Raw genomic sequence first — 24851 nt, 5'->3', positions numbered from 1 at the left:
CAGCAGATGATCCCCAACCAGTGGTACGTCATCCTCCAGTCGAAGGACGTGAAGAAGAACAAGCCGACCAAGACGCGCCGCATGGGCCAGAACCTCGTCCTGTGGCGCGACCTGGAGGGCAACCTCATCTGCCAGGAGGCGCGCTGCCCGCACAAGGGCGCCAACCTCGGCGACGGCAGGCTCAAGGGCAACTCCGTCGAGTGCCCCTACCACGGATTCCGCTTCAACGGCCAGGGCGAGTGCGTCGCGATGCCCTGCATGGGATCCGACGCCCGGATCCCTAAGACGATGCGCATCAAGAGCTACCCGGTGCGCGAACACCTCGGGCTGATCTGGCTGTGGTGGGGCGAGGACCGGGCGGTGCTCCCGGAGATCGAGGTCCCCACCGAGGTCGCGGACATCCCGCTCTCCCACGCCACGATGAGCTGGAGCCGGCCGGTCAACTACACCCGGTACATCGAGAGCACGCTGGAGTTCTACCACATCACCTTCGTGCACCGGGACAACTGGTTCAACACGGTCGACTACGTGTTCCTCCACGGCACCCCGCGCAAGCTGGGCCTCGACGGCCGCCGCCGCTACCTGGCAACCACCAAGATCGCGAACAACCACCTGGAGGTGGACGGCCACACCCTGCGCTACACCTACGACCACCTCGACGAGGACGACCCGTCCAACGCCAACCACTACGAGGTGACCTTCGCGTTCCCCAACATGACGCACGTGGTGACCAAGCAGTTCGAGGTCACCGCCTGGTTCACGCCGATCGACGAGGACAACACGGAGTTCATCCTCCGCTGGTACGAGTTCCCGCGGCTCAAGTCCGCCCTGCGGTCCGAGCGGCTGCGCCGGCTGGTCCCCGCGGTGGGCCTGTTCTTCGAGAAGTGGATCCAGGACATGCAGGACGTCCGGATGATCCAGGGCCAGACGCCCAAGGTCTCCCGGCGCGGCGCCAGCAAGTTCGTGGCCGTGGACGAGCTGAACGCCAAGTACGTGCAGATGCGCGCCCAGCTGCTCCGCGAGGCCGGCGTCGACCCGGACGGCGGCGAGGCCCCGGAGAGGACGCCGGGGGAGGCGGCGAAGGTCTCGAAGGCGAAGGTCCTCCAGGCCGCGCAGGAGGCGGCGGCCGCGGAGGCACGGCTCGCGGAGGTGAAGGCCGTGGAGGCGGCACAGGCGGCACAGGCGGCGGACGCCGCGGAGGCGGCCGAAGCCGTGGAGGCCGTGGAGACCGCGGAGGCCGTGGAAGTCGCGGAGGCCGACGGGCACCTGGCCGGCCGCCCGGCCGCCGCCAGGGCCACGGCTCACGCCTGACCAGCTCCCCAGCGGTCCCGGGAGCATCTTTGACGCCCATGAGGCGGACCGCGAACCGTCCCGCTCCGAGCAGCCCCGCGGCTCCCGCGGGGCTGCCTCGGAGCGCCCCCACACACAACTGGAGACCCACGTGGTCAAGGAGTACGACGTCATCGTCATCGGCGGCGGGCCCGCCGGCGCCACCGCAGCGGGGCTGCTCGCCAAGGCGGGCCGGCACGTCCTCGTACTGGAGAAGGAGAAGTTCCCGCGCTACCACATCGGCGAGTCGCTCGTCCCCGGCGTCATGCCCGTACTGGAGGAGCTGGGGGCGCGGGAGAAGGTCGAGTCCCAGCTGTTCCTGCGCAAGTACGGGACCACCCTGCGGTGGGGCGCCGAACGCGAGCTGTGGACCATCCACTTCGCCGAGGCCGGGCCCTGGGAGTACGCGTTCGAGGTCAAGCGCGCGGAGTTCGACAACACCCTGCTCAACCACGCGCGGGAACTCGGCGCCACCGTCGTCGAGGAGGCCGCGGTCTCCGAGGTGCTGTTCGACGGCGCCCGGGCCGCCGGCGTCCGCTACACCCTCGGCAGGCGGGGCTCCGCCGTCGACGTCCGCGCCCGCTACGTCCTCGACGCCTCCGGGCAGTCCAAGTTCCTCGCCCACCGGGAGAGCCTGCTCGAATGGCACGAGGACCTGCGCAACATCGCGGTGTGGACGTACTACCAGGGCGGGGAGTTCTTCCCCGGGAAGGACCGCGGCAACATCCTCACCGAGTACCACGGGGACGGGTGGGTCTGGGTGATCCCGTTCGCCGACGGCACCCGCAGCGTGGGCTTCGTCGGCCCGAGCGACCTGTACGCGGAGACCGGCCTGGGCCCGGAGGAGTTCTTCCAGAGCAGGCTGAAGGTCTCCACCGAGGCCCGGCGCCTGCTCGACGGCGCGGTCCGCGTCGCGGACTACCGGGTCACCAAGGACTGGTCGTACGCCGCCAAGACGTTCACCGGCCCCGGCTTCCTGCTGGCCGGCGACGCCGCCGCCTTCGTCGACCCGCTCTTCTCCACGGGCGTCATGCTCGCCATGAAGGGCGCGTCGGCCGCCGCCCGGACCGTCGACCGCATCCTCGACGCCCCCGAGCGGGAGGACGACCACCAGCAGCACTACGAGGACACCTACCGCGACTTCTTCGGCACGGTCGTGTCGTTCGTCCGCTACTTCTACGACGCGCGCCGGAAGCGCACCGACTACTGGGAACGGGCCCAGGAGCTGATCGACCCGGTACGTGAGCTGGAGACCCGGGCCGACTTCATCCGGCTCGTCTCGGGCCTGGCCGACGGGCTCGCGGTGATGGACGTCGACGGCGGCGCGCCGGCGCCGGCGGGCGCGAACGACTCCTGAACGACGGGCGGGGCGCCGGCGGACTCCGGCGCCCCGCCCCGCGAACCCCCGCGACCCCGGCGGCCCGGCCGCCGGGGTCCTGCGCGGGGCCGGGGCGACCGCGTCAGCGCGCCCGGGCGTCCCTGCGGGCGAAGCCGGGGGCGTGCTCGGACCGCAGACCGAACCCGCCGATGTACGCGGTCGCCGTCCGCAGCGCGGGCATCCGCTGCAACAGCCGGAACAGGAGCGGCATCCGTTCGCTGCTGATGGTGCCCTCCAAGGCGGGCTTCAGCAGCATCTCGTGCTCGACCGACTGCAACTTCTGCGCCGCCCTCGCCGGTAGCTGCCGCCGCTTCTGGACCCGCGCCAGATCCGCGGAGGTGAGGGTGCCCCGGTGCAGCGGGCCGGCCAGCAGCCGGGCGGCGGCCACCGCGTCGTGCACCGCGAGGTTCACGCCGAAGCCGCCCGCCGGCGTCATGATGTGCGCCGCGTCCCCGATGCACAGCAGACCTTCGCGGTACCAGCGGCGCAGCCGCCCCATCGTGATGTCGAGCAGCTTCACCTCGTCCCAGTCCAGCACCGCGTCGGTCTCGCCGTCCGTCCAGCCGAACAGCCCGGCCAGCCGCTCCCGGAAGTGCTCGATGTTCTGGGACCGCAGCTCCCGGTCGCGGCCCTTCTCGATCACGTACCAGGTCTGGTAGTAGCCGCCCCGGTCCATGGTCATGCCGATCTGACCGCCGCCGAGCTTCGCGGTCACGTGCCCGTCCGCGTGGGCGTTCGGGCTGGGGACGCGTATCTGCCAGAGGTCCATGGGGACGTGGCGCCAGTCGGGGCGCAGCCCCGCCGCCTCCCGGACCACCGAGTCGCGCCCGTCGCAGGCGACGGTCAGATCCGCGGCGATCTCGCCCGTCGTGCCGTCCGCCCGCTCGTAGCGTACGCCGGTGACCCGGCCGCCCCTGCCGAACGTCAGGCCGGTGGCGGCGGTGGACATCCGCAGCTCGAAGGTCGGCTCTTCGGCGGCGGCGGTCGCGATCAGGTTGAGGTAGTCCCACTGCGGGACGATCGCGAGGTACTTGTGCCGGCCGGGTACGCGCCCGAAGTCGGAGGCGACGACGGGGGTGCCGTCGATCTCCACCCGCATCTCCCGGAGTCTGCTGCTCGACAGCTCCGCGAACCGTTCCCCCAGGCCGAGTTCGTCCAGCAGCCGCAGCGTCGAAGGGTGGACGGTGTCCCCCCTGAAGTCCCTCAGAAAGGTCCGGTGCTTTTCCAGCACCGTCACCTTGACGCCCGCCCTGGCAAGGAGCAACCCGAGCATGATGCCCGCCGGCCCGCCCCCCGCCACGCAACACGTGGTGCGCTCCAAGCTTCCGTCCTCCCGCAGTCGGTAGCGCCGGCACACGCGACGCCGGCCCGTGGGGCTCCGGCGGCTGTCTCCGGTCGCGACGAGTGTGCAGGAGGGCTCTTACGGGCCGCTGACCCCCGGCTGACGCCGCCGGGGGAGCCGGTGCGGTCCCGGGGAGGGCGGCTCAGCTCTTCAGTTCGCGCAGGTAACGCCCGAACTTCTCCAGGCCGTCGATGTTCCGCGGCCCGCTGATGCCCTCGTTGTAGTCGAGGATGAAGAAGTTGCCCTTCCGGACGGCGGGCAGATGCCGGGTGTGGGGCGAGGACTTGAGGAAGTCGATCTTCTCCTGCGCGGGCTGGTCGCCGTAGTCGAGGATGATGACGACCTCGGGCTCGGACCGGGTGACCGCCTCCCAGCCGACCTGGGTCCAGCGCTCGTCCAGGTCGGCGAAGACGTTGCGGCCCCCGGCGGCGGCGATGATGTCGGTGGGCGGGACCTGGCTGCCGGCGGTGAAGGCCTGGTCGGTGCCGGAGTCGTAGAGGAAGACGGGCACCGGGTCGCCTTCCGGCGCCCGCTCGGCGACGGCCCGGACCCGCTGCTTCAGCCCGGCCACCACCTCGTCCGCCCTGTCCTCGACGCCGAATATCCTCCCCAGCCGCTCCAGGTCGCTGTAGAGGGCCTCGAACGGCGTGACCCGCTGGGGGTGTCCGGGGTAGTTGTAGCAGGTCTCGGTGTGCATGAAGCTCTGGATCCCGAGCCGGTCGAGGATCTCGGGGGTGATGCCGCGCTCGTCGCTGAAGCCGGAGTTCCAGCCGGCGACGACGAAGTCGGACTTCGCCTCCACGACGAGTTCCTTGTTGAGCAGGTCGTCGCTGAGCATCTTCACCTTGGCGTACTCCGGGGCCCACGGCGACTCGGTCACGGGCGGGTTCGCCGGCGGCATCACGTAGCCGTGCACGTGCTCGGTCAGGCCGAGGATGAACAGCTTGTCCGCGCTGCCGCCCTCGTAGGCGACCGCGCGCTGCGGCCGGGTGTACTCGACGGGCTCGCCGCAGCGGTCGACGGTGACCGTGCGGGCGTTCCCGGTGCCGGAGTCGACGTCGGCGCCGCAGCCGGCGAGCAGCAGCGTCGCGGCGAGGGCCGGGGCGAGCAGGGCGCCGGGCCGGCGGGACGGGGTCACGGGCATGAGGGGACGCCTTTCACAACGGGTCGATCGAGGGAGTAGAGGAGTTGCGGGGCACCGGTGAGGGGGTGCGGGACGACGTCCGCGGCGACGCCGAAGACGGCCGCGACCAGCTCAGCGGTGAGCACCCGCGCGGGCGGCCCCGCGGCCACCAGCCGGCCGTGGGCGAGCACGCCGAGGTGGTCGCAGGCCAGGGCGGCGAGGTTGAGGTCGTGCAGCACGACGAGCACGGTGAGGCCGGAGCCCCGCAGGTACGACAGCAGCTCGACCTGGTGGCGTACGTCGAGGTGGTTGGTCGGCTCGTCCAGCACCAGGACCTCCGGCTCCTGCACGAGCGCCCGGGCGAGCAGCACGCGCTGCCGCTCGCCGCCGGACAGCGTCAGCACGCTGCGCCCGGCGAGGTGGCGGATGTCGAGACGGGCCATCGCGTCGTCGCACAGCTCGCGCTCGCGGCGGCTGAGCGGCTGGTTGCCGCGCAGGTGCGGGGTACGTCCGAGCGCGACGACCTCGGCGACGGTGAAGTCCAGTTCGACGGTGCCGTCCTGGGTGGTGGCGGCGATCCGCCGGGCGCTGTGCCGCATCCCCAGCCGCGCGAGGTCGTCCCCGCCCACCCGTACGGTGCCGGCGGTGGGGCGCAGCGCCCGGTAGACGCACTTCAGCGCGGTGGACTTGCCGCTGCCGTTGGGGCCGACCAGGCCCACCACCTCGCCGTCCCCGGCGGTCAGGGACAGCTCGCGCACCAGGCTCCGGCCGTCGGTGACCACCGAGATCCCGTCCAGCGTCAGCTCCATCGTCAACCGCCTCCGAACACGTAGCCCTTGCGGCGCATCAGGACGATGAACACCGGCACGCCGACCAGCGCGGTGATCACGCCGAGCGGCAGTTCCCGGGGCGCCACCAGCGTCCGGGCCGCCAGGTCGGCCCAGACCATGAACACCGCCCCGGCCAGGGGCGCGACGGCCAGCACGCGCGCGTGCGAGGCGCCCACGGCCATGCGCACCACGTGCGGCATGACCAGCCCGACGAAGGCGATCGCGCCGCTGACCGCCACCATCACCCCGGTCACCAGCGCGACCAGCACCAGCAGCACCCTGCGGTAGCGGTCGGGGCTGACGCCCAGGCTCGCCGCGCTCTCGTCCCCCAGCGCCAGCACGTCCAGGGCCCGGCCGCCGCGGTGCAGCACGAGCACGCCCAGCAGCACGGCGCCGGCCACCACCGGCAACGCCCCCCAGGTGGCGGCGCCGAAGCTGCCCATGGTCCAGTACAGGACGGTGGCCGTGGCCTCGCTGTCCGGGGCGAAGTAGACGATCACGCTCATGACGGCCTGGAAGCCGAGCGCCAGCGCCACACCGGTGAGCACCAGGCGCAGCGGCGCCAGCGCACCGCCCCGGCCGACCGCGGCGGCGTACACCAGCGCGGACGCGGCCAGGGCGCCGAGGAAGGCGCCGGCGGAGACGGCGTAGATGCCCAGGGCGGCGAGGCCGCCGGTGACCGAGACGGCCACGGCGCCGACCGACGCTCCCGAGGAGACGCCCAGGATGAACGGGTCGGCCAGCGCGTTGCGCACCAGCGCCTGTACGGCGACGCCCATGGTGGCGAGCCCCGCGCCCACCAGCGCCGCCAGCAGCACCCGGGGCGTACGGATCTGCCAGACGATCTGGTACTCCGTCACCTCGCCCGCGGCGACCCGCCCTCCGGTGAGGGCCGCCCACAGGTGGCGGGCGGTGTCGCCGGGGGCGATCGTCGCGGGCCCGAGGCCGATGGCCACGACCACCGACACCGGCAGCACGACGAGCAGCGCGGCGCACAGGGCCACCAGGCCGGTGCGGGACGCCGCCGTCCGCCGGCCCGGCGCCGCCGGGTCCTTTCCGGCCGGCGCGGTCGGCCCCGCGTCCGTTGCCGAGGTGCGTATCACGACGTCACCCGCCGCCCCTTCGCTCTTATTGGAAATGATTGCCATTTTTATATCACGCCTGATCCACCCCCCGGCGCACCCGGGCCCGGCGGCCGGAGAAGTCCCGGGCGGACGGGGTCAGGGCCGCGGTGGCGGGGGCGAGGAAGCAGACCAGCGCGCAGCCGGCGAGCACCGGCCCGGTGCCGAACGCGCCGACGGCCGGCGCGATGAGCGCCAGGCCGACGGGGGCCAGGCCGTAGGAGACGAGGAAGTCCAGCGAGGAGACGCGGGCCAGCCGCTCCGGGGCGACCTCGCGCTGGACGGCGGTGAACCAGGGCACATTGAACAGCTCGATGCCGAGGCCGGCGACGGCGTAGGCGGCGATCACCACGGCCGGGTGGACGGGGAACACCAGGCTCAGCGGCGCCGCCCCGTACCCGGCGAGTGCGGCGAGCGCCGTCCAGCCCGGCGCGCGGGGCCGCCAGCGGGCGACGGCCACGGCGCCGGCGAGCGCCCCGGCGGTGTAGGCGGACAGCGCGGCGGCGAGCACCGCTTCGCTGCCGTAGCGGTCCCGGCTGACCAGCGGCAGGGCGACGCCGGTGGCGGAGTAGCCGGTGAAGATGACGGCGGCCAGCGCGCCGAGGCCGGCGACGAACCACGGGTGGCGGCGCGCCTCGCGCACCCCCTCGGCGAACTCCCCGGCGAAGGAGACCCGGCCGGTGGCGGCCGTCCGGGGCCTGCCCCCGGCGCCGCTGCCCGGCAGCAGCGCGGCGACCAGCCACAGCGCCCCGAGGCCCAGCAGCAGGCCGCGGACGTGCAGGACCGCCGCGAGCAGCACCGCCAGCCCCGGGCCGGCCAGCGTGGTGACCCGGACCGCCAGCGTCGTCGCGGCGTTGGCCTGCTGCCTGCGCCCCTCGTCGACGACCTCGGCGGTCAGCGCCTGGAACGCCGGCCGGCAGGCGCCCTGGCCGGCGCCGGTCACCGCGGCCGCCGCGGCCGCCAGCGCCGGCGACCGGCCCAGCCCCGCGGCGAGCAGCGGCGCGGCCGCGGCGGCGGCCAGCCCGGACCACAGCACCACGGCGCGGCGCGCATACCGGTCGGCGAGCACCCCGCCGACCGGCACCGCCGCGAGGAAGCCGGCGGTGCGGGCGGCCAGCAGCAGCCCCAGGTCCGCCGCCGTCAGCACCCGTTCCAGCACGGCCAGGCCGAGCACGAACGGCAGCGCCCAGGTCGCCAGCCCGGACGCCGTGGCGCCGCACCACAGCCGCAGGAACGCCACGTCGCGCAGGACCGAACGCCCGCCCGCCCCGGGCGCGCGCGGCGCCCTCCCCTTGATGAAAATAGTTATCATTACACTCTCCGGCGGCCACCCTAAGGCATCGCGGAGGCCGCGCGGCAGTGCGGGACTCCGGCACAGAAGGGCCCCGCGCACACCCGGGTGTGCGCGGGGCCCTTCGTCACGCCGTACGGGGCGCCGGGCGGGTCACCGCATGGCCCACCCGAAGCGCGTGCCCACGGCCGGCAGGCCGTTCGCGCCGGGCTCGTAGCTGGTCACGGCGGAGGTGTCCGGCCAGCCGCGTACGTTCGGCCAGGGCAGCGCGTGCATGGCGCCGTACGCGGACGGGCCGTAGGGCATGCCGATGTACAGGCGGCCGCCGGTGGCCTGGATATGGGCGCCCACCCGCTGATCGGCGCCCAGGCTGCCGGGCAGCCCGGCGGAGCCCGCCTGGATCCAGCGGTCCGAGTCGCCCGGCGACCACAGCGGAGCGAACGTCTGGACGGCGCCGGTGTTCGCGATCCCGCCGAGGTCCTCCCCGGGAGCGCCGACCGCCAGCGCGATGTTGTCGGCCGAACTGAGCGCCTTCGGCCTGGTGTTCGCCGCGGCGAACGTCGCGCCGAAGCGGTCGCCGTTCTCCGGACCCCCGGCGACGCCGGCGTGCCCCTGCCAGATGGTGCTGTGCTGGCTGATGGCGCCGGCCGCGGTCACCCGGATGTTGAAGACGCCGCCGGAGTCCACGTGGCCGACGCCGTCGACTGTCACGTCCTCACCGGGCGCGCCGACGAAGAAGACCGAGTCGGTGGCCGCGGCGGAGCCCGCCGGCCGGTAGGGGACCCCGGCCAGGCCGTCGGAGAACCGGTCGCCGGCCTCACCGGCGCCGGTGACGTCGTCCTGGTCCTGGTTCACCACCCCGATCGGGTTGGGGACCCCGGCCGTGGACAGCGTGTGCTCGAAGAACTGCACCCCGCCCGCCTCGGCCGCGCTGCCGAGGCCCTCGCCCGGTACGCCGATCGCGATGTGCTGCGGCGTGGCCGCGACGGTCGCACCGAAGTCGTCGCCCGGCTCCGGCCCGCCGGACACCCCGTCCCGCCCCTGGGCGAGCCCCTGGTTGACGGTGCCCCGCAGGTAGTAGGCCGTGCCGGCGTCGGCGTCGGCCGTGCTGCCGGAGCCGATGTCCTCCCCGGGGGCCCCGATGACCAGGTAGGGCTCGCCCGCGGTGGTGTGCCCGGCGGCCAGCGCGGCGCCCATCCGGTCGCCGGCCTCGCGCAGGGACGCGCCGATGTCGCCGGGGCCGGAACCCTGCTCGTAGTTGACCGACGCCTTTCCGGTGGTCAGGCCGCCCGGGGCGCCGTAGAGGAGGCTGGCCATGCCGGCGTCCGCGCCGCCGAGGTCCTCGTACGGGATGCCGACGACGAGGTCGGTGCAGCCGTCCTCGTTCTGGTCGTACGTGGCCAGGGCGCTGCCGAACCGGTCGTTCGCCTCGGCTCCGCCCGGGACGGCGTCGAGGTTCTGGCTGATCTCGGCGGTGCCCCTGCCGCCGCCGAGGACGACGCGTACGACGCCGGCGTTGGCGGCGCCGCCCACCGTGACCTGGGGGTCGGCGATCGCGACGTCCTCGGCGCCGTCGCAGTTGAAGTCGGTGTACCGCGGGCGGCCGACCGTGTCCTCGACCCAGCCGCGCAGGTCGTCGACGCGGGCGCTGACCGCGGTGTTCGGGGTGCCGTCCGCGGTGTCGACGCCGAAGCAGCCGACCTGGTACGAGCGGGAGCTGAGCGCGACGAGTTCGGCGCCGCCGTTCGCCACCCGGAGGGCGGGGCCGCCGGTGTCGCCGGCGCAGACGGCGGCGCCGTCCGCGCCGGCCAGGGTGAGGTCGGGGGTGCCGACCGCGTCGACGGTGAAGGCGCCGGTGTGCAGCTTGTCCGGGGCCCAGGCCGTGCCGGTACGGCCGTAGCCCGCCACCCGCAGCTCCTCGCCCGCGGCGGGCGCGGTGGCGCTGACGGGCACCGGGGCGATGCCGGACACCGGCCGGGCGAGCCGGGCGAGCACCACGTCGCGGCCGGCGTAGGGCACCAGCTCGACGACGTCGCGCACCTGGCCGGTGGACGTGTCGGAGACGTCGGTGCGGCCGATGGTGGCCACGGTCCTGGCCTCCGGTTTGCCCGGCGCGACGGCGATGCCCGCGGCCGGGTCGTCGGCGAAGCAACTGGCGGCGGTGAGCAGCCACTCCCGGTCGACGAGAGCCGCGGAGCACCCGCGCTGGAAGTCGCCGACGACGAGGCGCGCGGTGAAGCCGTAGGAGTTGTCCGCCTGCGGGGTGCCGACGACGGCCGCGGCCGGGGACGCGGCCAGCGCGAGCGGCGCCGCCGTGGCGAACGCGGTGAGGGCGGCCCACACGCCGCGGGCGCTACGGGGAGTACGGGGTTGTCTCATGACCTCTTCCTCGGTCGGGTGCGGGGGATCCGGTACGGGCCGCGCCGGTGTCCGGCGCACGTGAACGGCGCCGTCACTTACTGGTCCTGATCTCGACCAGCGTGTGGTCGCGCCGTTCCGGATCGGCGCCCTCCCCGACCGCCTCCCACTGGTTGCGGGGAATGTCGTAGGTCTTGGTCTCCTCGTCGACCGTCATGGTGATCGTGGTGTCGTAGTCGACCCCCCGGACCGTGTAGACCGCGGGCAGGTCGAGCGACAGATAACCCGCGTCGCCGGTCACCTCGAAACAGAACTCCGGCTTGCCGCGGGCCCATACGCGCAGCAGGCCGTCACCGCATTCGGCGGACAGCACGATGTGCCCGTTGCCGCGCTTCAGCAGGATTCCGCGCTCCTGCTGGATCCGGTCCGCGTCCGGGTAGGCGAAGTTCTCCACCGCGTATCCCGGATCGCCCGCCGCCGCCGGAGCGGGGGACACGTCCTGCTCCCCGGCCGGTGCCGCGACGGCGTAGGCGGCCGCCACCACCGCCGCGACAATCCCCGTTATCAGGGCACGCCTGATCAACCTCATGGCCTCTCGTTTCCCCGGTCTGCCAACCGGTGCTGTTCGAGTAGTGAAAGTGCGGCGCCCGCATCGTCCGCAGCGGCCGCCGGCGGCTGTGCCGCACGGTGGTGCCGGTTACCAGGTGACCCAGCCGATCACGGTGGTATAGGCGTCGCTGCCGATGTCCACGACCTTCTTGCCGACGTCCCTGACCAGCCCGATGTGCCTGACGGCCTTGCTGATCTTGGACAGCATCGGCGGGATCGCGGCCTGGCCGAGCGCCTTCCAGAACTGGTCGCTGGTGAAGCCGTACGCGAATCCGGTGATGATGGCGCTGACGCCCTGCATGCCCCAGGAGGCGAGGCCGAGGCCCACCGCGAGGGGGCCGGCGATCGGCGCGGCCGGCGGGAACAGGGCGACGCCCCCCGAGACGACGGCGAAGGCGCCGAGCGCCGTGCTCCAGTGGCTCGTGGCCTCCGCCCAGTCCTTCGGGTCGGACATGTCCTCCGGCCACATGCCGAGCCACTTGGTGTCGCCGTCGTCGTCGTTCTCCGGGTCGTCGGCGGGATGATCGCCCTGCTCCTCGGCCTCGCGCTGCTGCCGCTCCCGTTCCCTCGCCTGCTCTTCGAGCTCGGCCTTCCGCTTCGCCGCCCAGATCTGGTGCGCCTCGGTGGCCGCCGCGGCGGCGGCCCGCGCGTCCTTCCCGGCCTGCACGGCGGAGGCCCTGGCGGCGGTGGCGGACGCCTGCGCCTGCAACGCGGACGACACCGCCTGCTTGGCCGACCGCGCCGCCCGCCGGGCCGAGTAGGTGGCCGTACGGGCCGCGCCCCGCGCCGTCGCCGCCGCGGCCTTCGCGGCCTGCGCCGACCGCTTCGCCGCCGCCGCCGACGCGTCGGCGGCGTCCGCGTTCTGGTCCGCCCGGGCCGCCGAGTCCGCGGCGGCCTCCGCCCAGTTCTGCGCCTTCGACGCCCACTCGGCGGCCTCCTCGGCCGCCTGCCGGGCCTCGGCCGCGGCCTTGGAGGCCAGCGCCGCGTCCTGCTGCGCCTGGGCGGCGACCCTGGCCGCGTGGGCGATGGCGGCCCGCATGGCCGCCACGTGCGCCGCGTGGTCCTCGTCGATCCGGGCGATGTTGAACTTGTCCTTCAGCACGAAGGCGCGCCGCATCCGTGCCGAACCCTCCAGCACGATCTGGCACGCGGCCTTCATGTGCGGACCGCCGCTGTCGAGGAGCGTGACCACCTCGACCCGGTCGTCCTCCTTGACCGCCTCCGCCCACTCGTAGGCGAGGAAGCGGTGCATCGCCTCGGCCGACCCCGCGTCCAGCGCCGCCTGGGCCGCAGCCTGGACGGCCCGCCCCGGGCCGGCGCCCAGGATCCGTACGATCTGGATGCGGTACTCCTCGGCCGCGGCCTCCTTGAACCCCTCCCGCAGGAACGCGGCCGGCGCGTCGAGGTCGGTGCTCTCCAGCGCCGTGGCGGCCGCCGCGACCACCTCGGAGACGGCGGACTGCGCCAGGGTGAGGGTGCTCTCCCGGTCGTCCTGGCGCTCGGCGAGCGGGCGGTCCACGTCGATCCAGTTGAGGACGTCGTGCTCGGTGCCGGACAGCGCGTACTCGGCCGCCTCCCGGGTCCAGGAGCCGGTCGCGTTCAGGAGCTTGACGGCGGCCTTGCGGCCCTCGGTGACCGCCGTGGCCGTATCGCCGGACCCGTACGCCGCCTCGGCGGCGGCGATCAGGTCCTTGATCTCCTGCGACGTATTCGCCGACCGGTCGAGGTCGCGTTGCAGGAGCCGGGTGTCCGCCGCCTCCTCCTGCGCGAGCACCCCGGCCTCCTCGACACCGATCCGGGTGTCCTCGGCCAGCTTCGCCGCGTCGGCGTCCCGGGCCGCCTGCTCGACCTCCTGGGCTTCCCGGACCGCGTCGGAGGCCGTGTCGGCGGCCTGCACCGCCGCGTTCGCGTACGCGGTGGACCGCTTGGCGTACTCGATCGCCTCCCCCGCGTGCCTGGCCGCCTCCTCCGCGGCGTCCGCCGCGTTCTCGGCGTGCTCCGCCGCGCTGTTGGCGGCGTCGCGTGCGACGCGTGCCGCGGCCGCCGCCCTGTTCGACAGCGCCTGCGAGGTGCTCGCGGCCCGGGTGGCCCGGGCGGCGGCGGCGTTGGCCTCGGCGGCGGCCCGGCGGGCGGCCGCCGCCTGCGACTGGGCGGCGCCCGCGGACGTGGCCGCGGAGGCGGCGGCACTCGCCGCCGCGGCCGCGTTCTGCGCCGCGCTCGCGGCGGCGGACCCGGCCGACGACGCCTTCGACGAGGCGATGGCGGCCTGGTCGGCCGCCGCCGCCGCGGTCCGTGCCCGGCGTGCGGCGTCCCGGGCCCCCTCGGCCGCGGCGCGGGCGGCCGACGCCTGCGAGGCGTCCTTGGACGCGGCGATGGCGGACCGGTAGGCCCGCGAGGCGGCGCGCCCCGCCGCCGCGGCGGCGGCAGCGGCCGCCTGCGCCGCCCGCGCGGCCCGCTGGGAGGCGTTCTGCGCCTGCCGGGACGCGGCGATGGCCGTACGGGCGGCGCTCGCGGCGCCGCGGGCGGCGCTGGCGGCGTTGTTCGCGGCCCGCGCCGACCTGCGTACGTCCCCTTCGGCGGCCTTGGCCTCCGCGGCGGCCTCCAGCGCGGCGGCCTTGGCCTTCGCGGCGGCCTCCTTCGCCTTCTCGGAGGCGGCGAGGGCCTGCTCCGTATTGAGCCGGGCCTTCTCGCCCTCCCGCTCCACGATCTCGACCAGCTGCCCGATCTTCGCGGCCTCTTCGTCCCGGGCGCGGGCGATGTACTGCCCGGAGACGAGGAACTGGTGGATCGCCTCGGGCGAGCCGTCGTCCAGGGCGCGCTGCGCGTACTCCTTCACCCACGGCGTCGCGGTCGCGAGGAGGTAGACGACCTCCACCCGCTCGTCCTCGTTCTTGGCGGTGTACTGGATGTCCTCCAGGAAGTCCCGCAGGGCGGTCTCGGTGCCCGCGTCCAGGGCCTCCGTGGCCTTCTGCCGCACCGTGTCCCCGGAGTTGTTCAGGATGACGGTGACCGCGACCCGCAGATCCTCCATGACGGAGGGCTGGAAACCGCCCGCCAGATAGGCGGTGACCGCGTCGTCCCCGCCGGACAGGGCGGTGCCCGCCGAGGTCTGCACGGCCCGGCCGGCCCGGGGGAGCGCGGCGACGATGGCGAAGCGGTTGTCCTCCGCCCGCAGCGCGGGCAGCTCGGTGGCGAGGAACGCGGACACCGCGGCCGGACCCCCCGTCAGCGCGAGGGCCGCCGCCTCCTGAACCCGGCGCCCGCCGGTCTTGTACGCCCAGACTGCCCGGCCCCGTTCGGTGTCGGGCAGTCCGGTGTCCGCGCTGCCGGCGACGGCGGCGTGGGCCGGCACGGCGGACCAGGTGGCGATGGCGGGCAGCACGGGGGCGGCGGCGGTGCCGGCGAGGGTGGCGAGCACCCTGCGTCTGTTCCATAACGAGTGGGACATGACGGGCATCCTTCCCATGGGCGGTCGGCAGGGAGTCAGGATGCGGTGTCCCAGCCACAGGGCAGGCCGCCGCGGTCGCGTCCGCGCCGCCGCATCCTGTGGGGGATACGGGATCTGACTGTACATGCCAATTACGCCGGGTGGGAGATCGCGTGCGCGGAGGCCCGCGGCCGCCGCTGATGGGCGCCGTCAGCTCCGTGTTCCGTACCGCGCGGGCGCCGGGAGCCCGTGGCGCGGTGTGCGACCGGTCGAGCGGCCGCGGCCGGTGCTGCGCGTCTGCTCCGTACCGGGCGGGAGCGGGATCCAGCCGCGCCGGGCGGCTTCCACCCCACCCTGAAACCGGTTCTCCGCCCCGAGGGACGCCAGCAGCTCGGCTACATGTGAGGGGTGCGTGACTGTGGTTGTCGGCCACGCGCCGTGGTCGGACCTGCTCAAAGGGTTGCGCGCGGAGGTTGCAAGATGCAGAGTGACCGGGCTCCGCAAGTTGCGGAGACTGCTGGAGAGGGTGCCCCGTGGCCCGAGAGAGGTCTGGCCCGACGGTCGCGCACCTCGTCCTGGCCACCCGGCTCAAGGAGTTACGGGAGCGCGCCGGGCTGTCGCCGGGTCAGGCGGCCGACGCCCTCGGCGCTCACCCCGCCACCGTCCGGCGGATCGAACAGGCCCGGACGTCGCTGGACGAGGGCCAGGTCCACACGCTGCTTCGGGCCTACGGGGCCGGCCCCGCGGAGATCCGGGAGATCCTCGGGAAGCTGGCGACCGCCAACTTGCCGGGCTGGTGGCATCCGTGGCGTGCCGTCATGGACTCCTGGCAGCTCGACCTGATGAGCGTGGAATCCGCGGCCAGTGTGGTCAGGACCTGGGATCCGGCGCTCGTTCCCGCACTGCTGCGCACACCGGACTACGCCCGCGCCGTTCTCGACGCCCTGTGGCCGTTTCTCTCTCCCGCGGACCGGGACCGGCGAACGGAGTTCCTGATGGAGCGCCAGGAGCGGGTGCGTGCCCAGCAGACACATATCTGGGCCCTGATGTCCGCCGCGGCGCTGCACACCCGCGTGGGCGGTGAGGAGATCATGGCCGGGCAGATGCGGAAACTGCGGTCCGCCGCCGGCCGGCGCGAGGCGACGTTGCAGGTGCACGCCCTCCACGGACCCCCGCACGTCTTGACCGAATGCCCGAGCCTGACCCTCTTCCGGGTCGACGTGCCCGAGATCCCCGACCACGTGGTACGGCAGGGAAGCCCGGCCGGCTCCGCCGACGTCGTGCAGGAACCCGCGGCCGTGGCGGCCTACCGCACCCTCCTGGACTACTCCTGCCTCACAGCGTCCCATCCCCACAAGTGGAAAGAGGTACTGCCATGACCGAACCGACCAAGCCCGACCACATTGACGTATCCGTCCCCCACAGCGCGCGCGTCTGGAACTACTGGCTGGGCGGCAAGGACTGGTTCGCCGCCGACAAGGCCGCCGGCGATGCCTACTGCACCAAGTACCCCGACATGACGCAGATGGCCCGGGAATCACGGAACTTCCTGGTACGCACCGTCACCTACCTGGCACGGGAAGCCGGCATGCGCCAGTTCCTCGACCTCGGCGCCGGATTGCCCACGGCCAACAACACGCACGAGATCGTTCAGCGCATCGCGCCCGAGAGCCGCGTGGTCTACGTCGACCACGACCCCCTCGTCCTGTTGCACGTTCACGCCATGGGCGACAGCACGTTAGAGGGGGCCATGGACTACGTACTCGCGGACATGCGCGACACGGACCTGGTCCTCGACGGCGCCGCGAAAACCCTGGACCTGAACCAGCCCATCGCCCTGATCAGCAATGACGTGCTGGGGCACATCGTGGACTGGGACGAGGCCCTGGGCCTCGTACGCCGTCTGGTGTCCCGGGTCCCCTCCGGCAGTTATCTGTCCCTGAGCCACTCCACCGCCAGCGATCCCCAGCACCGTGCGGTGCAGGAGGAATACAACAACTCCGGTGCCATTCCCTACATCATGCGGGAACCGGAGGTGACGAAGGCTTTCTTCGAGGGCCTCGATCTGGTCGAACCCGGCTTCGTGTCCTGGCCGAACTGGCGGCCCGACGCGAACACCGGCCGCCTCACCGAGCGCGCGGGGTGGGGTGGCGTGGCACGGATCCCGTGATCCCATGACCACGGACGGCGCGGAGCGGGCGCGGCACCCCGGGAATCGCCCGCCCGCCTCCCCGGCGAGGATGACCCACTACCAAGTGGTGCGGCGGACCACGTCAGGCACCTGCGCTGCGCGTGCCCCGCCGCACGCCGCGCTCGCCGCGTCCCACCGAGCTCGGCACCACAGGCCGAGACGGGCTGCCCTGCGAACCCTCGACGCGCATCGCCGCGATGTGGCTCCATCGGCCGACGCAGCCGCCGAACTGGCTGCCTGCGCCACCTCCCGCGTGGCTGAGCGGCCGCACCGACTGAACGCGGCGGGCGGAAGCAATGGCCGTAGGCCGCGCGACACCGCCCGCCCCGCTGAGCCCGGGCCGACCGTCGACCTGCCCCGCGGCCGGACCGACGACCGGCGCCGCGGCCACCTTACTGCCGCTGCGTTGGCCGGGCTGGACAGCCCGTACCTGACCTCCCTGCGGGGCCACGGCGTCACCGAACCGGCCGGCCCGGGCGGCCGCGGATACCTGGTGTGGGAGCCGCTGACGGGCCGCCCCCTGGGGCAGTTACAGGGTGAACCGGGCCGGATCGGCTGGCGCCGGGCGCTGGCCGTGGCCGAGCAGATAGGTGCCGCACTGGCCGAGGTGCACGCCGCGGGCCTGGCGCACGGCAGCCTCCAGCCCGCCGGCGTGCTGATCGAAGAGGCCGCCGAGGAGGTGACGGTGACCGTCCTGGACGCCGGGCTCGGAGACTTCGCCCCGGCCACCGACGCCGAAGGAAACGCCCCGGCCACGGGAAGGGTGCTCTACCTCGCGCCGGAACACGGCGACGGATCACCGGCCACTCCGGCCGGTGATCTGTACGCGCTGGGTGCCGTGCTGTACGAGGTACTGGTCGGCCGGCCGCCGTACACCGGCACGGTGGCCGAGGTGGTCGAGCAGCACCGGGAGAGCCTGCCGCTTCGGCCCAGCCGCGCGGTGCGCGGGCTGCCGGTCGAGGTGGACGACGTGGTCTTCACCCTGATGGCCCGGGAGCGGGCCGACCGGCCATCCAGCGCCGCCGAGGCTGCCGCCGCTCTGGCGGAGCTGAGGACGAGCGCGCCGCCGTCGGCGGATGACGTGCCCCTTGCCCGCGCGGACGCCGGTGGGCGGCAAGGCGGGCCGCCCGCCATGGAGCCCCGGCCGAGGCTCCCCGGTGCCGACCGCCACGGCGCCCCCGCCCCGTCGGCCGGCACGTTCCGGAAGGGACGGGGCCGCGGCAGGCGAACCCTGCTGGTCGCCGCCGCGCTCCTCGTCGCGGTCGGCGGCTTTCTGACCCTGACTGCTTACGACGAGGCGGAAGTGGAGCGGGCGGTCGATCGAGCCGCGCGCCAGCTGACCTCGGGCTCTGCCGATGGTGGCGAGGCGTCGCCGTCGGAGGCCGCTGAACGGGCACTCGACGACAACAGCGGCTGGCTGCGGCTACGCACCTCCGACGCCCGCACCGTGGTCTCCTCCGGCCCGGAGGGGACGGCCGTGGTCATCGAGGTCACCAACCTGCTCGGGCAGCACCCGGTGTGCATGCGCGTCGCCACGGTGGTCGGCCCTGCGTTCACCGCCTGGTACAGCCCCGGCCGCTGCTGACGGCCAGGGCACGAGTCCAGGCGGCGGTAATGTAGCGACGGCGACAACCCGGCACAACGACGAGCGCCCGTGCACGTCACCGGACCAGCAAACTGCGCTTGACCTGCTAAGAAGGCAGGCAGCGGGGTCCGCGTCGAGGGAACGTGGACCTCGCCGGAGGGGTCGCCGCTCGGGCGAGGGTCCGCTCGACGCCACACCGGAACCACGGAAGGCTCGCTGAGGGGAGCGGATGTCCCTTGAACCTACCCGGGCTGGGCTGAACTGACTGATCAAGGCGATACTTGTGCGTGAAGAGCAACTCGCCCGCGATGCTCTCGACCTCCGGAGGCGTTGCATAGCTGGTGAAGCACCGGCTGCGCTTGCGCCCAGAGCTTGGCATCTGGTGCGCGAGGCTGCTCCGAACGACGGCCCTCTGGAGTTCGATGAAGCCGACATCGACCTGGCGGTGGCACTGACGGGTGGCGTCGTCCTGCATGGAGGCAGCCGGCGTGGGCCGGAAAGAATGCGGAGCGTCCGCCTCCTTGCGACCTTCCTGTTGGCCTTGGGCGATCAAGGCGTCCATGTGATCGCACCTGGCGAGTCCCAAGCCGCGCAGGAGGCTCGGATCACCGGTCCTGTGCTGCGGAAATTAGGAATGTCGGTTGAGGTACTGGCCCCCGACTTCCAGCTGTCAATGCGCCAGAAGGCATATGCGGCAGAGGTGACCTTCGGCTCGTTCGACCAGTTCGCTCACGATCAGCTCCGGGAGAACCAGCGCACAACCGTCGACGAATCGTTCCGTCGAGGCAGCCCAGCAGCACTGGTTATCGAGATCAATCACCTGGTGGCGGACAAGGTCGCGGATGCTCAGGTGCTCACAGTGTTGCGAGAGCCGGATACCAGAATACTCAGTGGCCTGTCGCGTTTCGTGGAGAGCCTCGAACGGGGGGAACACTTCACCGTGGGCCCTGGCCCGTCCGTCTGGTTGACCCCGTCGGGTAGAGATCGGCTGCATCACACTTTCGGGACCGGCGACACGTGCGGCTACCAGGCGGTCAACCTCGAAGTTCGGGCTCAGCAGGCGATCCATGCCGAAGAGTGCGCTCGACTCGGCCAGGACTACGACATCGTTGACGGCGCTGTCGAGCTCACGGCGTCCACGACCGTACCGGAGGGACTGGCGTACAGCGGCGGGTTGCGACAGGCGATCGAGGCGAAGGAAGGGCTGACGATCAGCCGTACGGAATGGGTTGTCGGGACCACCACTGTCATCGAGTATCTCCGGGGTTATCGCACCCTGAGTGGGACGACCACCGCGCGTGTGCTGACCGCGCAGGAACTTGAGGAAATCCTCGGCATCGAAGTGCGGGACCTTCGGGGTGACGACGAGCTCGGGGACCAGCGGAGCAAGCAGAATGCCGTCGAGGAGCGCCTGCTGAAGGTCTTGAACGTGTACGACTGGTCAAGGCCGGGATCGCAGTGGCGCGCCGCCCTCAACGATTACCGCGAGCAAGTCGTCGCGGCGAACGACATATGGACTCTGGTGCGTGACATCACCCGTTGGCCAGGCGGGGAGGCTCGTAAGGAGAACGCTACCGCTGATGCTGTGGTGGAGGTCGGCGAGGATGAGCTGAAAGAGGGCACCCGATGGTCCTTCCTCTCCGCTGTCGACCAGGCCGTGATGTTCTCCATCGCCGCTGAGTCCGCTGTCCGCAAGAGGTACTGGCCGGCAGACCACAGCGGCTACTTGGCTGCGATCGAGACGGTTCACTCGAACATCGACCAGGAACTCAAAGCGTTGCTGCTCGGTAACCTGCCGGGCGCGAAAGGCGGCTGAATTGAACTCCGAAGGTGACTACGTCAGACAAGAAGAGGGAGAAGGGGGCGGGGATGCGAACGTCATACCTCAAGCCGACCGGGCCGCGGATGCGGTGAAGGAGGGGGCCCGGTGAAGCGCACTTCGATGGTCGGGCTCGCCGTGGGCGTGCTCGTGGCCGTGCCGTTGACGGCCTGCGGTGGTGGTACCCGGGAGAGCGGCGATCAGGGCGGCGCGAAGGCGCCTGGCAAGGCGGCGGCGAAGCCTTGGTCCGAGGGTCGGCTCAAGAAGGCCGCGCTCCGCGAGGGGAGTACAGCCGGAGGCTACATCGTCAGCCTGCCTGTCTCCGAGGAGCCCTCGTACGACGATCTCGGCTACACGGCGTCCAAGCGCGTGTGCCAGCCGCTGGTCAGCTTGGCTGAAGGGGCCACCGAGACGGATCCGGTCGCGACCGTCAACCGTGCGGCCGACCCGTTTGAGTCCGATTCCGGCCCGAAGTTGACCGCCCCTTCTGTCGACATTCAGTTGCGCTCCTATCGGGGTGGCGACGCCGAGACGGTGATGCAGGCCCTGCGGGACGCCACCGACGCGTGCGGGGACGGCTTCACCGAGGACCGGACTCTCAGCTCGGCGCCGGTGCGTTCGGTCGAGGAGATCGACGGTCCCCGCGTGGCGGAGGAAGCCGACGAGTCGGTGTCGGTGCGGTTGCGGGTGGAGGACGTCAAGGATGAGGACATCGTGTTCACGGAATATCTCACCGTTGTCAGGGTCGGTACGCAGACCGCCTCCTTTCGGCTCGAGTCGCTGGATCAGAAGGACCACGGGCCCCTCCCGGCGGCCCTCGTCCAAGCTCAGGTGGCCAACCTCACGTGAGCAGTGGTGCGGCGTGGGCCGCTCGGATCGGGTGCCGTCAGGCGCCCGCGAGGATGCCTGCGGCGCGTGCGGCGCGGAGCCAGTCCGGGAACTCGCTCATCAGGGCCTCGTAAAGAGCCGCGTCGGACAGGGCCTCCGGAGTGGCCCCGGCCGGGAAGAATCCGGCGTTGTCCACGACCCGCTTGGACGGCACCGGCAACTCGTCGAGCTTGCGGAGAAAGTCGAACTGCTTGTTCTCCGGGTCGCCGAAACCGACGAACTGCCAGAAGATCGGTAGCCGGGCGGCGGTGCACAGCACGTGCTCGGCCGCGGTGCGGGACGTGGGGCCGCCGTCGGTTTGGAAGATGACCAGGGCGGGTTCGGCCGTAGCCGAGGCCGTGTAGTGATCGATGACGGCCTGCATGGCCACGTGGTAGTTCGTCCGCCCCATGGGCCCGAAGCTGCCGTGCAGCGCACCGATGCGTCCCTCGTAGCCGTGCAGGTTCAGTTCGGCGACGCCGTCGACGTCGGTGGAGAAGAAGACGACGGGCACGGTGCCGTCGTCATCGAGGTGCGCGGACAGCCCCAGCGCTTGCTCCGCGAGGTGCTGGACGGTGCCGCTCCGGTAGTGGCCGCTCATGCTGCGGGAACGGTCCAGCACGAGGTAGACGGCAGCGCGCTGCCCGGACAGGCCGCTCTTCTCCAGGGAGACGCGTGCCGTCTTGTACAGGTTGACCAGGCGCGGAGCGGCAGCCTGGACCTTCTCCAGGCTGATGGCCGGGCTCCCGGTGGCCGGTCGATGCAGCGGCTTGGTGTAGTCGATCCCCATGCGGTTCCCCCGGAGTGGACGGACGGAAGGCGCCCACCGTAGGTCGGCGCGGATGGACGTACGAGGGGCCAACCGGCCCCGGCAGCGCCCGGGGCACGGTCGCGTGTCGGGCTACTTGCCAGGGCCCTGTCGCCCTGCCCGCAAACTGATCAAGATCGCAACGCTCAGCCGCACGTCGCGAGGGGCGTGTTGACGCGGGAAGACCGAACGGGTGAAAGGTCGTTTCCGGTTGCGGCCCGCATGCGTTAACAGTCCGCCGCACAGGCATGTCCCACGGGGACGACGAAGGGAACGAGCGGGTGACGGAAGCCGCCGCGGAGGCAGAGCGTGTCCTGCGTGACCTGGAGCCGTCGGTGGAACGGCTGTTGGAGCGGCATCTGGACGCCGCACGGGACTGGTTCCCCCACCAGTACGTGCCGTGGAGCGCGGCCCGGGACTTCGACGGGCCGCTGGAGGGCGCGGCCTGGACGCCGGAGCAGTCGGCGCTGCCCCGGGCCGTGGGCGACGCGCTGGTCGTCAATCTGCTGACCGAGGACAACCTCCCCAGCTACCACTTCGAGATCGCCACCAGTCTGCGGCGCGAGGGTGCCTGGGGCACGTGGGTCCACCGGTGGACCGCCGAGGAGGACCGGCACTCGGCCGCACTGCGGGCTTTCGTCCATGCCCGCCGGGTGGTGGACCCCGTCGCTCTGGAGCGCCTGAGAATGAGTCACGTGGCGACCGGGTGGTCCGCCCACTGGCTCTCCCCGCTGCACTGCCTGGCCTATGTGACCGTGCAGGAGCTGGCGACCAGACAGGCGCACCGCAACACCGGCGCCCTGTGCGGCGACCGGGTGGGCGAGGCGCTGATGACCCGGATCGCGGCCGACGAGAACCTGCACATGCTCTTCTACCGGGGGCTGTACCACGATGCCCTGCGCCTCTTCCCCGACGAGGCGATGGCGGCCCTGGCCGACGTTCTCTGCGGTTTCGAGATGCCCGGCACCGCGATCGCCGGGTTCCGGGCGCGGGCCGCGCGCATTGCCGCGGCGGGCATCTTCAATCTGGACATCCACCATGAGCACGTCGTCGTGCCGCTGCTCCGGAATCTCGGCGTGCTGACGATGCCCGGACTCGGCCCGGCCGGGCAGCACGCACAGGAACGGATCGGTCTGTACGCGCAGCACCTTCAGACACAGGCGGCCCGCGCGCGCGACGTGTACGCCCGGATGAACGGCGCCGCTACACACCAATGACGTGGTCGGGCTGTTCGCCTGCCGCGAGAACAGACGGGAGACACCACATGACGCATCCGGCCGAGCCAGCGGTGGACCTGGCGACGGAGCAGCCCGCGCTGCCCGACGTCCTCGTCACCCTGCTGACCAGGCACGTGAAGGTGCCCGTCCGCCCGGAGGAACTCAGCACCGCCACCACCTTCGAGGACCTCGGGATGGACTCCCTGTCCTTGATGGAACTCGTCGTGGCGGCGGAGGAGGTATTCGGGGTCGTCCTCTCCGAGGAGACCCTGGACCTCTCGCCGTCGGCGACGCTCGGTGAGGCGGCGCGGGGTTTCCACGATGCCCACTGACATCGCGGTCACCGGGCTCGGCCTGGTCACTCCGGCGGGACTCACCCCGGGCGACAACTGGGCCGCTCTCTGCGCGGGCCGCTCCACCGCGGCCGCCGATCCCGTCCTGGAAGGAATGCCGGTCGACTTCTCCTGCCGGGTCACCGGCTTCGACGCCGAAGCGGAACTCGGCCGGCTCACGCCGCGTCTGGATGATTTCATCCGGTTCGCCCTGGCGGCGGCCCGTCGCGCGGTCGTGGACGCGGCTCTCGACCCGCCCGCCTGGCGGGCCGAGCGGGTGGGCGTCGTCCTGGGCGTCGGAGGAACCAGCCTGGCGGCGTACGAGAAGGCCCTCCAGCACCTTGCGACGGGCCACCCCGGCCGGGTCTCCCCGCTCACCGTGCCGCGCAGCAATCCCAATATGGCGGCCGGTGAAGTCGCCATCGATCTGGGAGCCTGCGGGCCGAACTTCACCGTGTCCACGGCCTGCGCCTCGGGCGCCACCGCCATCGGTGTCGCGCGAGACCTGCTGCGGTCGGGAACGTGCGACATCGTGCTGGCGGGCGGTGCCGAGTCCGCCCGGTCCCGGATGACGGCCGCGTGCTTCGCACGGATGCGGGCCCTGTCCCGACGCCGCGACCAGCCCCGTCTCGCCAGCCGGCCGTTCGACTCCGCGCGCGACGGCTTCGTCCTGGGCGAGGGCGCCGCCGTGCTGGTCCTGGAGCCTCTGGCCGCGGCGCGCTCCCGCGGCGCGCCCGTCCAGGCCCTGCTGCGAGGGTTCGCATCCAGCGCCGACGCCCACCACCCCATCGCTCCGCACCCCGAGGGCCGGGGCGTCATCCAGGCCGTGACCGCGGCGCTGGAGGACGCGGGGTGCGGACCGCGGGACATCGGCCACATCAATGCCCACGGAACCTCCACCCCGACCAACGACGCCTTGGAGGCGGCCGCCCTCGCCCGGGTCTTCGGTGACCGGTCGCCGCCGGTCACCGCTCCCAAGGGCGTGATCGGGCATTCCCTCGGGGCGGCCGGTGCGATCGAGGCGGCCTACACCGTGCTCGCCCTGCGTCACGCCGGCATCCCCCCGGTGGCGAACTTCGAGTCCCAGGACGGCGATCACAAACTCGACGTGGTGGCCGCCGGCCCGCGCCCGCTGACCACGGGCACGGGGATCAGCTGCTCGTTCGGTTTCGGCGGGCAGAACGCCGTGCTGCTGTTCGAGGCCGCCTAGGGCCTGTCCGGCAT

19 protein-coding genes are annotated in these 24851 nt (G+C 72.7%); 10 read left to right on the top strand and 9 right to left on the bottom strand.

The annotated features are described in order from the left end of the window. Positions 1-6 precede the first annotated feature (6 nt). Together ACHZ99_RS30650 and ACHZ99_RS30645 are read left to right on the top strand one after the other, a co-directional pair. Positions 7-1311, top strand: a complete 1305-nt coding sequence (locus ACHZ99_RS30650; protein ID WP_420308085.1) for a Rieske 2Fe-2S domain-containing protein — start codon at positions 7-9, stop codon at positions 1309-1311. A 130-nt stretch (positions 1312-1441) separates the two neighbouring features. Next, positions 1442-2686: an NAD(P)/FAD-dependent oxidoreductase gene (locus tag ACHZ99_RS30645; protein ID WP_420308084.1), complete on the top strand. Its 1245-nt coding sequence runs from the start codon at positions 1442-1444 to the stop codon at positions 2684-2686. A gap of 103 nt (positions 2687-2789) precedes the next feature. Here ACHZ99_RS30645 and ACHZ99_RS30640 read toward each other — a convergent pair whose 3' ends face one another. The 8 genes from ACHZ99_RS30640 to ACHZ99_RS30605 form a co-directional block, all read right to left on the bottom strand. Continuing rightward, positions 2790-4064 (bottom strand): FAD-dependent oxidoreductase, encoded by a 1275-nt coding sequence (locus tag ACHZ99_RS30640; protein ID WP_420308083.1) that lies wholly within the window; start codon positions 4062-4064, stop codon positions 2790-2792. Positions 4065-4191: 127 nt separating this feature from the next. After that, complete coding sequence (locus ACHZ99_RS30635; RefSeq protein ID WP_420308082.1) at positions 4192-5193, bottom strand: ABC transporter substrate-binding protein; 1002 nt, start codon at positions 5191-5193, stop codon at positions 4192-4194. Further along, entirely contained in the window at positions 5184-5981 is a 798-nt protein-coding gene (locus ACHZ99_RS30630; protein WP_420308081.1) for an ABC transporter ATP-binding protein, read from the bottom strand. Before ACHZ99_RS30630 ends, ACHZ99_RS30635 begins: the two co-directional genes overlap by 10 nt. A gap of 2 nt (positions 5982-5983) precedes the next feature. Then, entirely contained in the window at positions 5984-7006 is a 1023-nt protein-coding gene (locus ACHZ99_RS30625) for a FecCD family ABC transporter permease (protein ID WP_420308120.1), read from the bottom strand. A 151-nt stretch (positions 7007-7157) separates the two neighbouring features. After that, positions 7158-8435, bottom strand: coding sequence for an MFS transporter (locus tag ACHZ99_RS30620; RefSeq protein ID WP_420308080.1), 1278 nt, complete (start codon positions 8433-8435; stop codon positions 7158-7160). A 132-nt stretch (positions 8436-8567) separates the two neighbouring features. After that, a complete protein-coding gene (locus ACHZ99_RS30615; protein ID WP_420308079.1) occupies positions 8568-10793 on the bottom strand; it encodes a trypsin-like serine protease in 2226 nt (741 codons plus the stop codon). A gap of 73 nt (positions 10794-10866) precedes the next feature. After that, complete coding sequence (locus ACHZ99_RS30610; protein ID WP_420308078.1) at positions 10867-11361, bottom strand: hypothetical protein; 495 nt, start codon at positions 11359-11361, stop codon at positions 10867-10869. Between the two features lie 108 nt (positions 11362-11469). Continuing rightward, the gene (locus ACHZ99_RS30605) at positions 11470-14829 is read right to left on the bottom strand and encodes an ALF repeat-containing protein (protein WP_420308077.1); all 3360 of its coding nucleotides are present in this window, start codon (positions 14827-14829) and stop codon (positions 11470-11472) included. A gap of 512 nt (positions 14830-15341) precedes the next feature. Here ACHZ99_RS30605 and ACHZ99_RS30600 point away from each other — a divergent pair. The 5 genes from ACHZ99_RS30600 to ACHZ99_RS30580 all read left to right on the top strand — a co-directional run bounded on the left by ACHZ99_RS30600 (position 15342) and on the right by ACHZ99_RS30580 (position 21252). Continuing rightward, complete coding sequence (locus ACHZ99_RS30600) at positions 15342-16187, top strand: helix-turn-helix domain-containing protein (RefSeq protein WP_420308076.1); 846 nt, start codon at positions 15342-15344, stop codon at positions 16185-16187. After that, positions 16184-16978: an SAM-dependent methyltransferase gene (locus ACHZ99_RS30595; protein WP_420308075.1), complete on the top strand. Its 795-nt coding sequence runs from the start codon at positions 16184-16186 to the stop codon at positions 16976-16978. The genes ACHZ99_RS30600 and ACHZ99_RS30595 overlap by 4 nt, the downstream gene beginning before the upstream one ends. A 427-nt stretch (positions 16979-17405) precedes the next feature. Beyond that, positions 17406-18584 carry a protein kinase domain-containing protein gene (locus tag ACHZ99_RS30590; protein ID WP_420308074.1) on the top strand — a complete coding sequence of 393 codons (1179 nt, stop codon included), beginning with the start codon at positions 17406-17408 and terminating at the stop codon, positions 18582-18584. 283 nt (positions 18585-18867) lie between these two features. Beyond that, the gene (locus ACHZ99_RS30585) at positions 18868-20400 is read left to right on the top strand and encodes a hypothetical protein (RefSeq protein ID WP_420308073.1); all 1533 of its coding nucleotides are present in this window, start codon (positions 18868-18870) and stop codon (positions 20398-20400) included. Positions 20401-20511: 111 nt separating this feature from the next. Further along, the gene (locus tag ACHZ99_RS30580) at positions 20512-21252 is read left to right on the top strand and encodes a hypothetical protein (protein WP_420308072.1); all 741 of its coding nucleotides are present in this window, start codon (positions 20512-20514) and stop codon (positions 21250-21252) included. Between the two features lie 37 nt (positions 21253-21289). Here the strand turns inward: ACHZ99_RS30580 and ACHZ99_RS30575 are convergent, their stop codons facing one another. Then, on the bottom strand, positions 21290-22060 hold the full coding sequence (locus ACHZ99_RS30575) for a vWA domain-containing protein (RefSeq protein ID WP_420308071.1): 771 nt from the start codon (positions 22058-22060) through the stop codon (positions 21290-21292). A 266-nt stretch (positions 22061-22326) separates the two neighbouring features. Between ACHZ99_RS30575 and ACHZ99_RS30570 the strand changes: the two genes are divergently transcribed. From ACHZ99_RS30570 to ACHZ99_RS30560, 3 genes are read left to right on the top strand one after another with little or no spacing between them, the layout of a single operon-like run. Next, positions 22327-23295, top strand: coding sequence for an acyl-ACP desaturase (locus ACHZ99_RS30570; protein ID WP_420308070.1), 969 nt, complete (start codon positions 22327-22329; stop codon positions 23293-23295). A 47-nt stretch (positions 23296-23342) separates the two neighbouring features. Continuing rightward, positions 23343-23627, top strand: coding sequence for an acyl carrier protein (locus ACHZ99_RS30565; RefSeq protein WP_420308069.1), 285 nt, complete (start codon positions 23343-23345; stop codon positions 23625-23627). After that, positions 23617-24837 carry a beta-ketoacyl-[acyl-carrier-protein] synthase family protein gene (locus tag ACHZ99_RS30560; RefSeq protein WP_420308068.1) on the top strand — a complete coding sequence of 407 codons (1221 nt, stop codon included), beginning with the start codon at positions 23617-23619 and terminating at the stop codon, positions 24835-24837. Before ACHZ99_RS30565 ends, ACHZ99_RS30560 begins: the two co-directional genes overlap by 11 nt. The last annotated feature ends 14 nt before the right edge of the window (positions 24838-24851 follow it).

The organism is Streptomyces sp. MAR4 CNX-425 (genome assembly GCF_048656465.1).
Taxonomy (GTDB): domain Bacteria; phylum Actinomycetota; class Actinomycetes; order Streptomycetales; family Streptomycetaceae; genus Streptomyces.
Note: the sequence above shows the minus strand (reverse complement) of the source record. Positions and strands in the feature narration are given on the sequence as shown.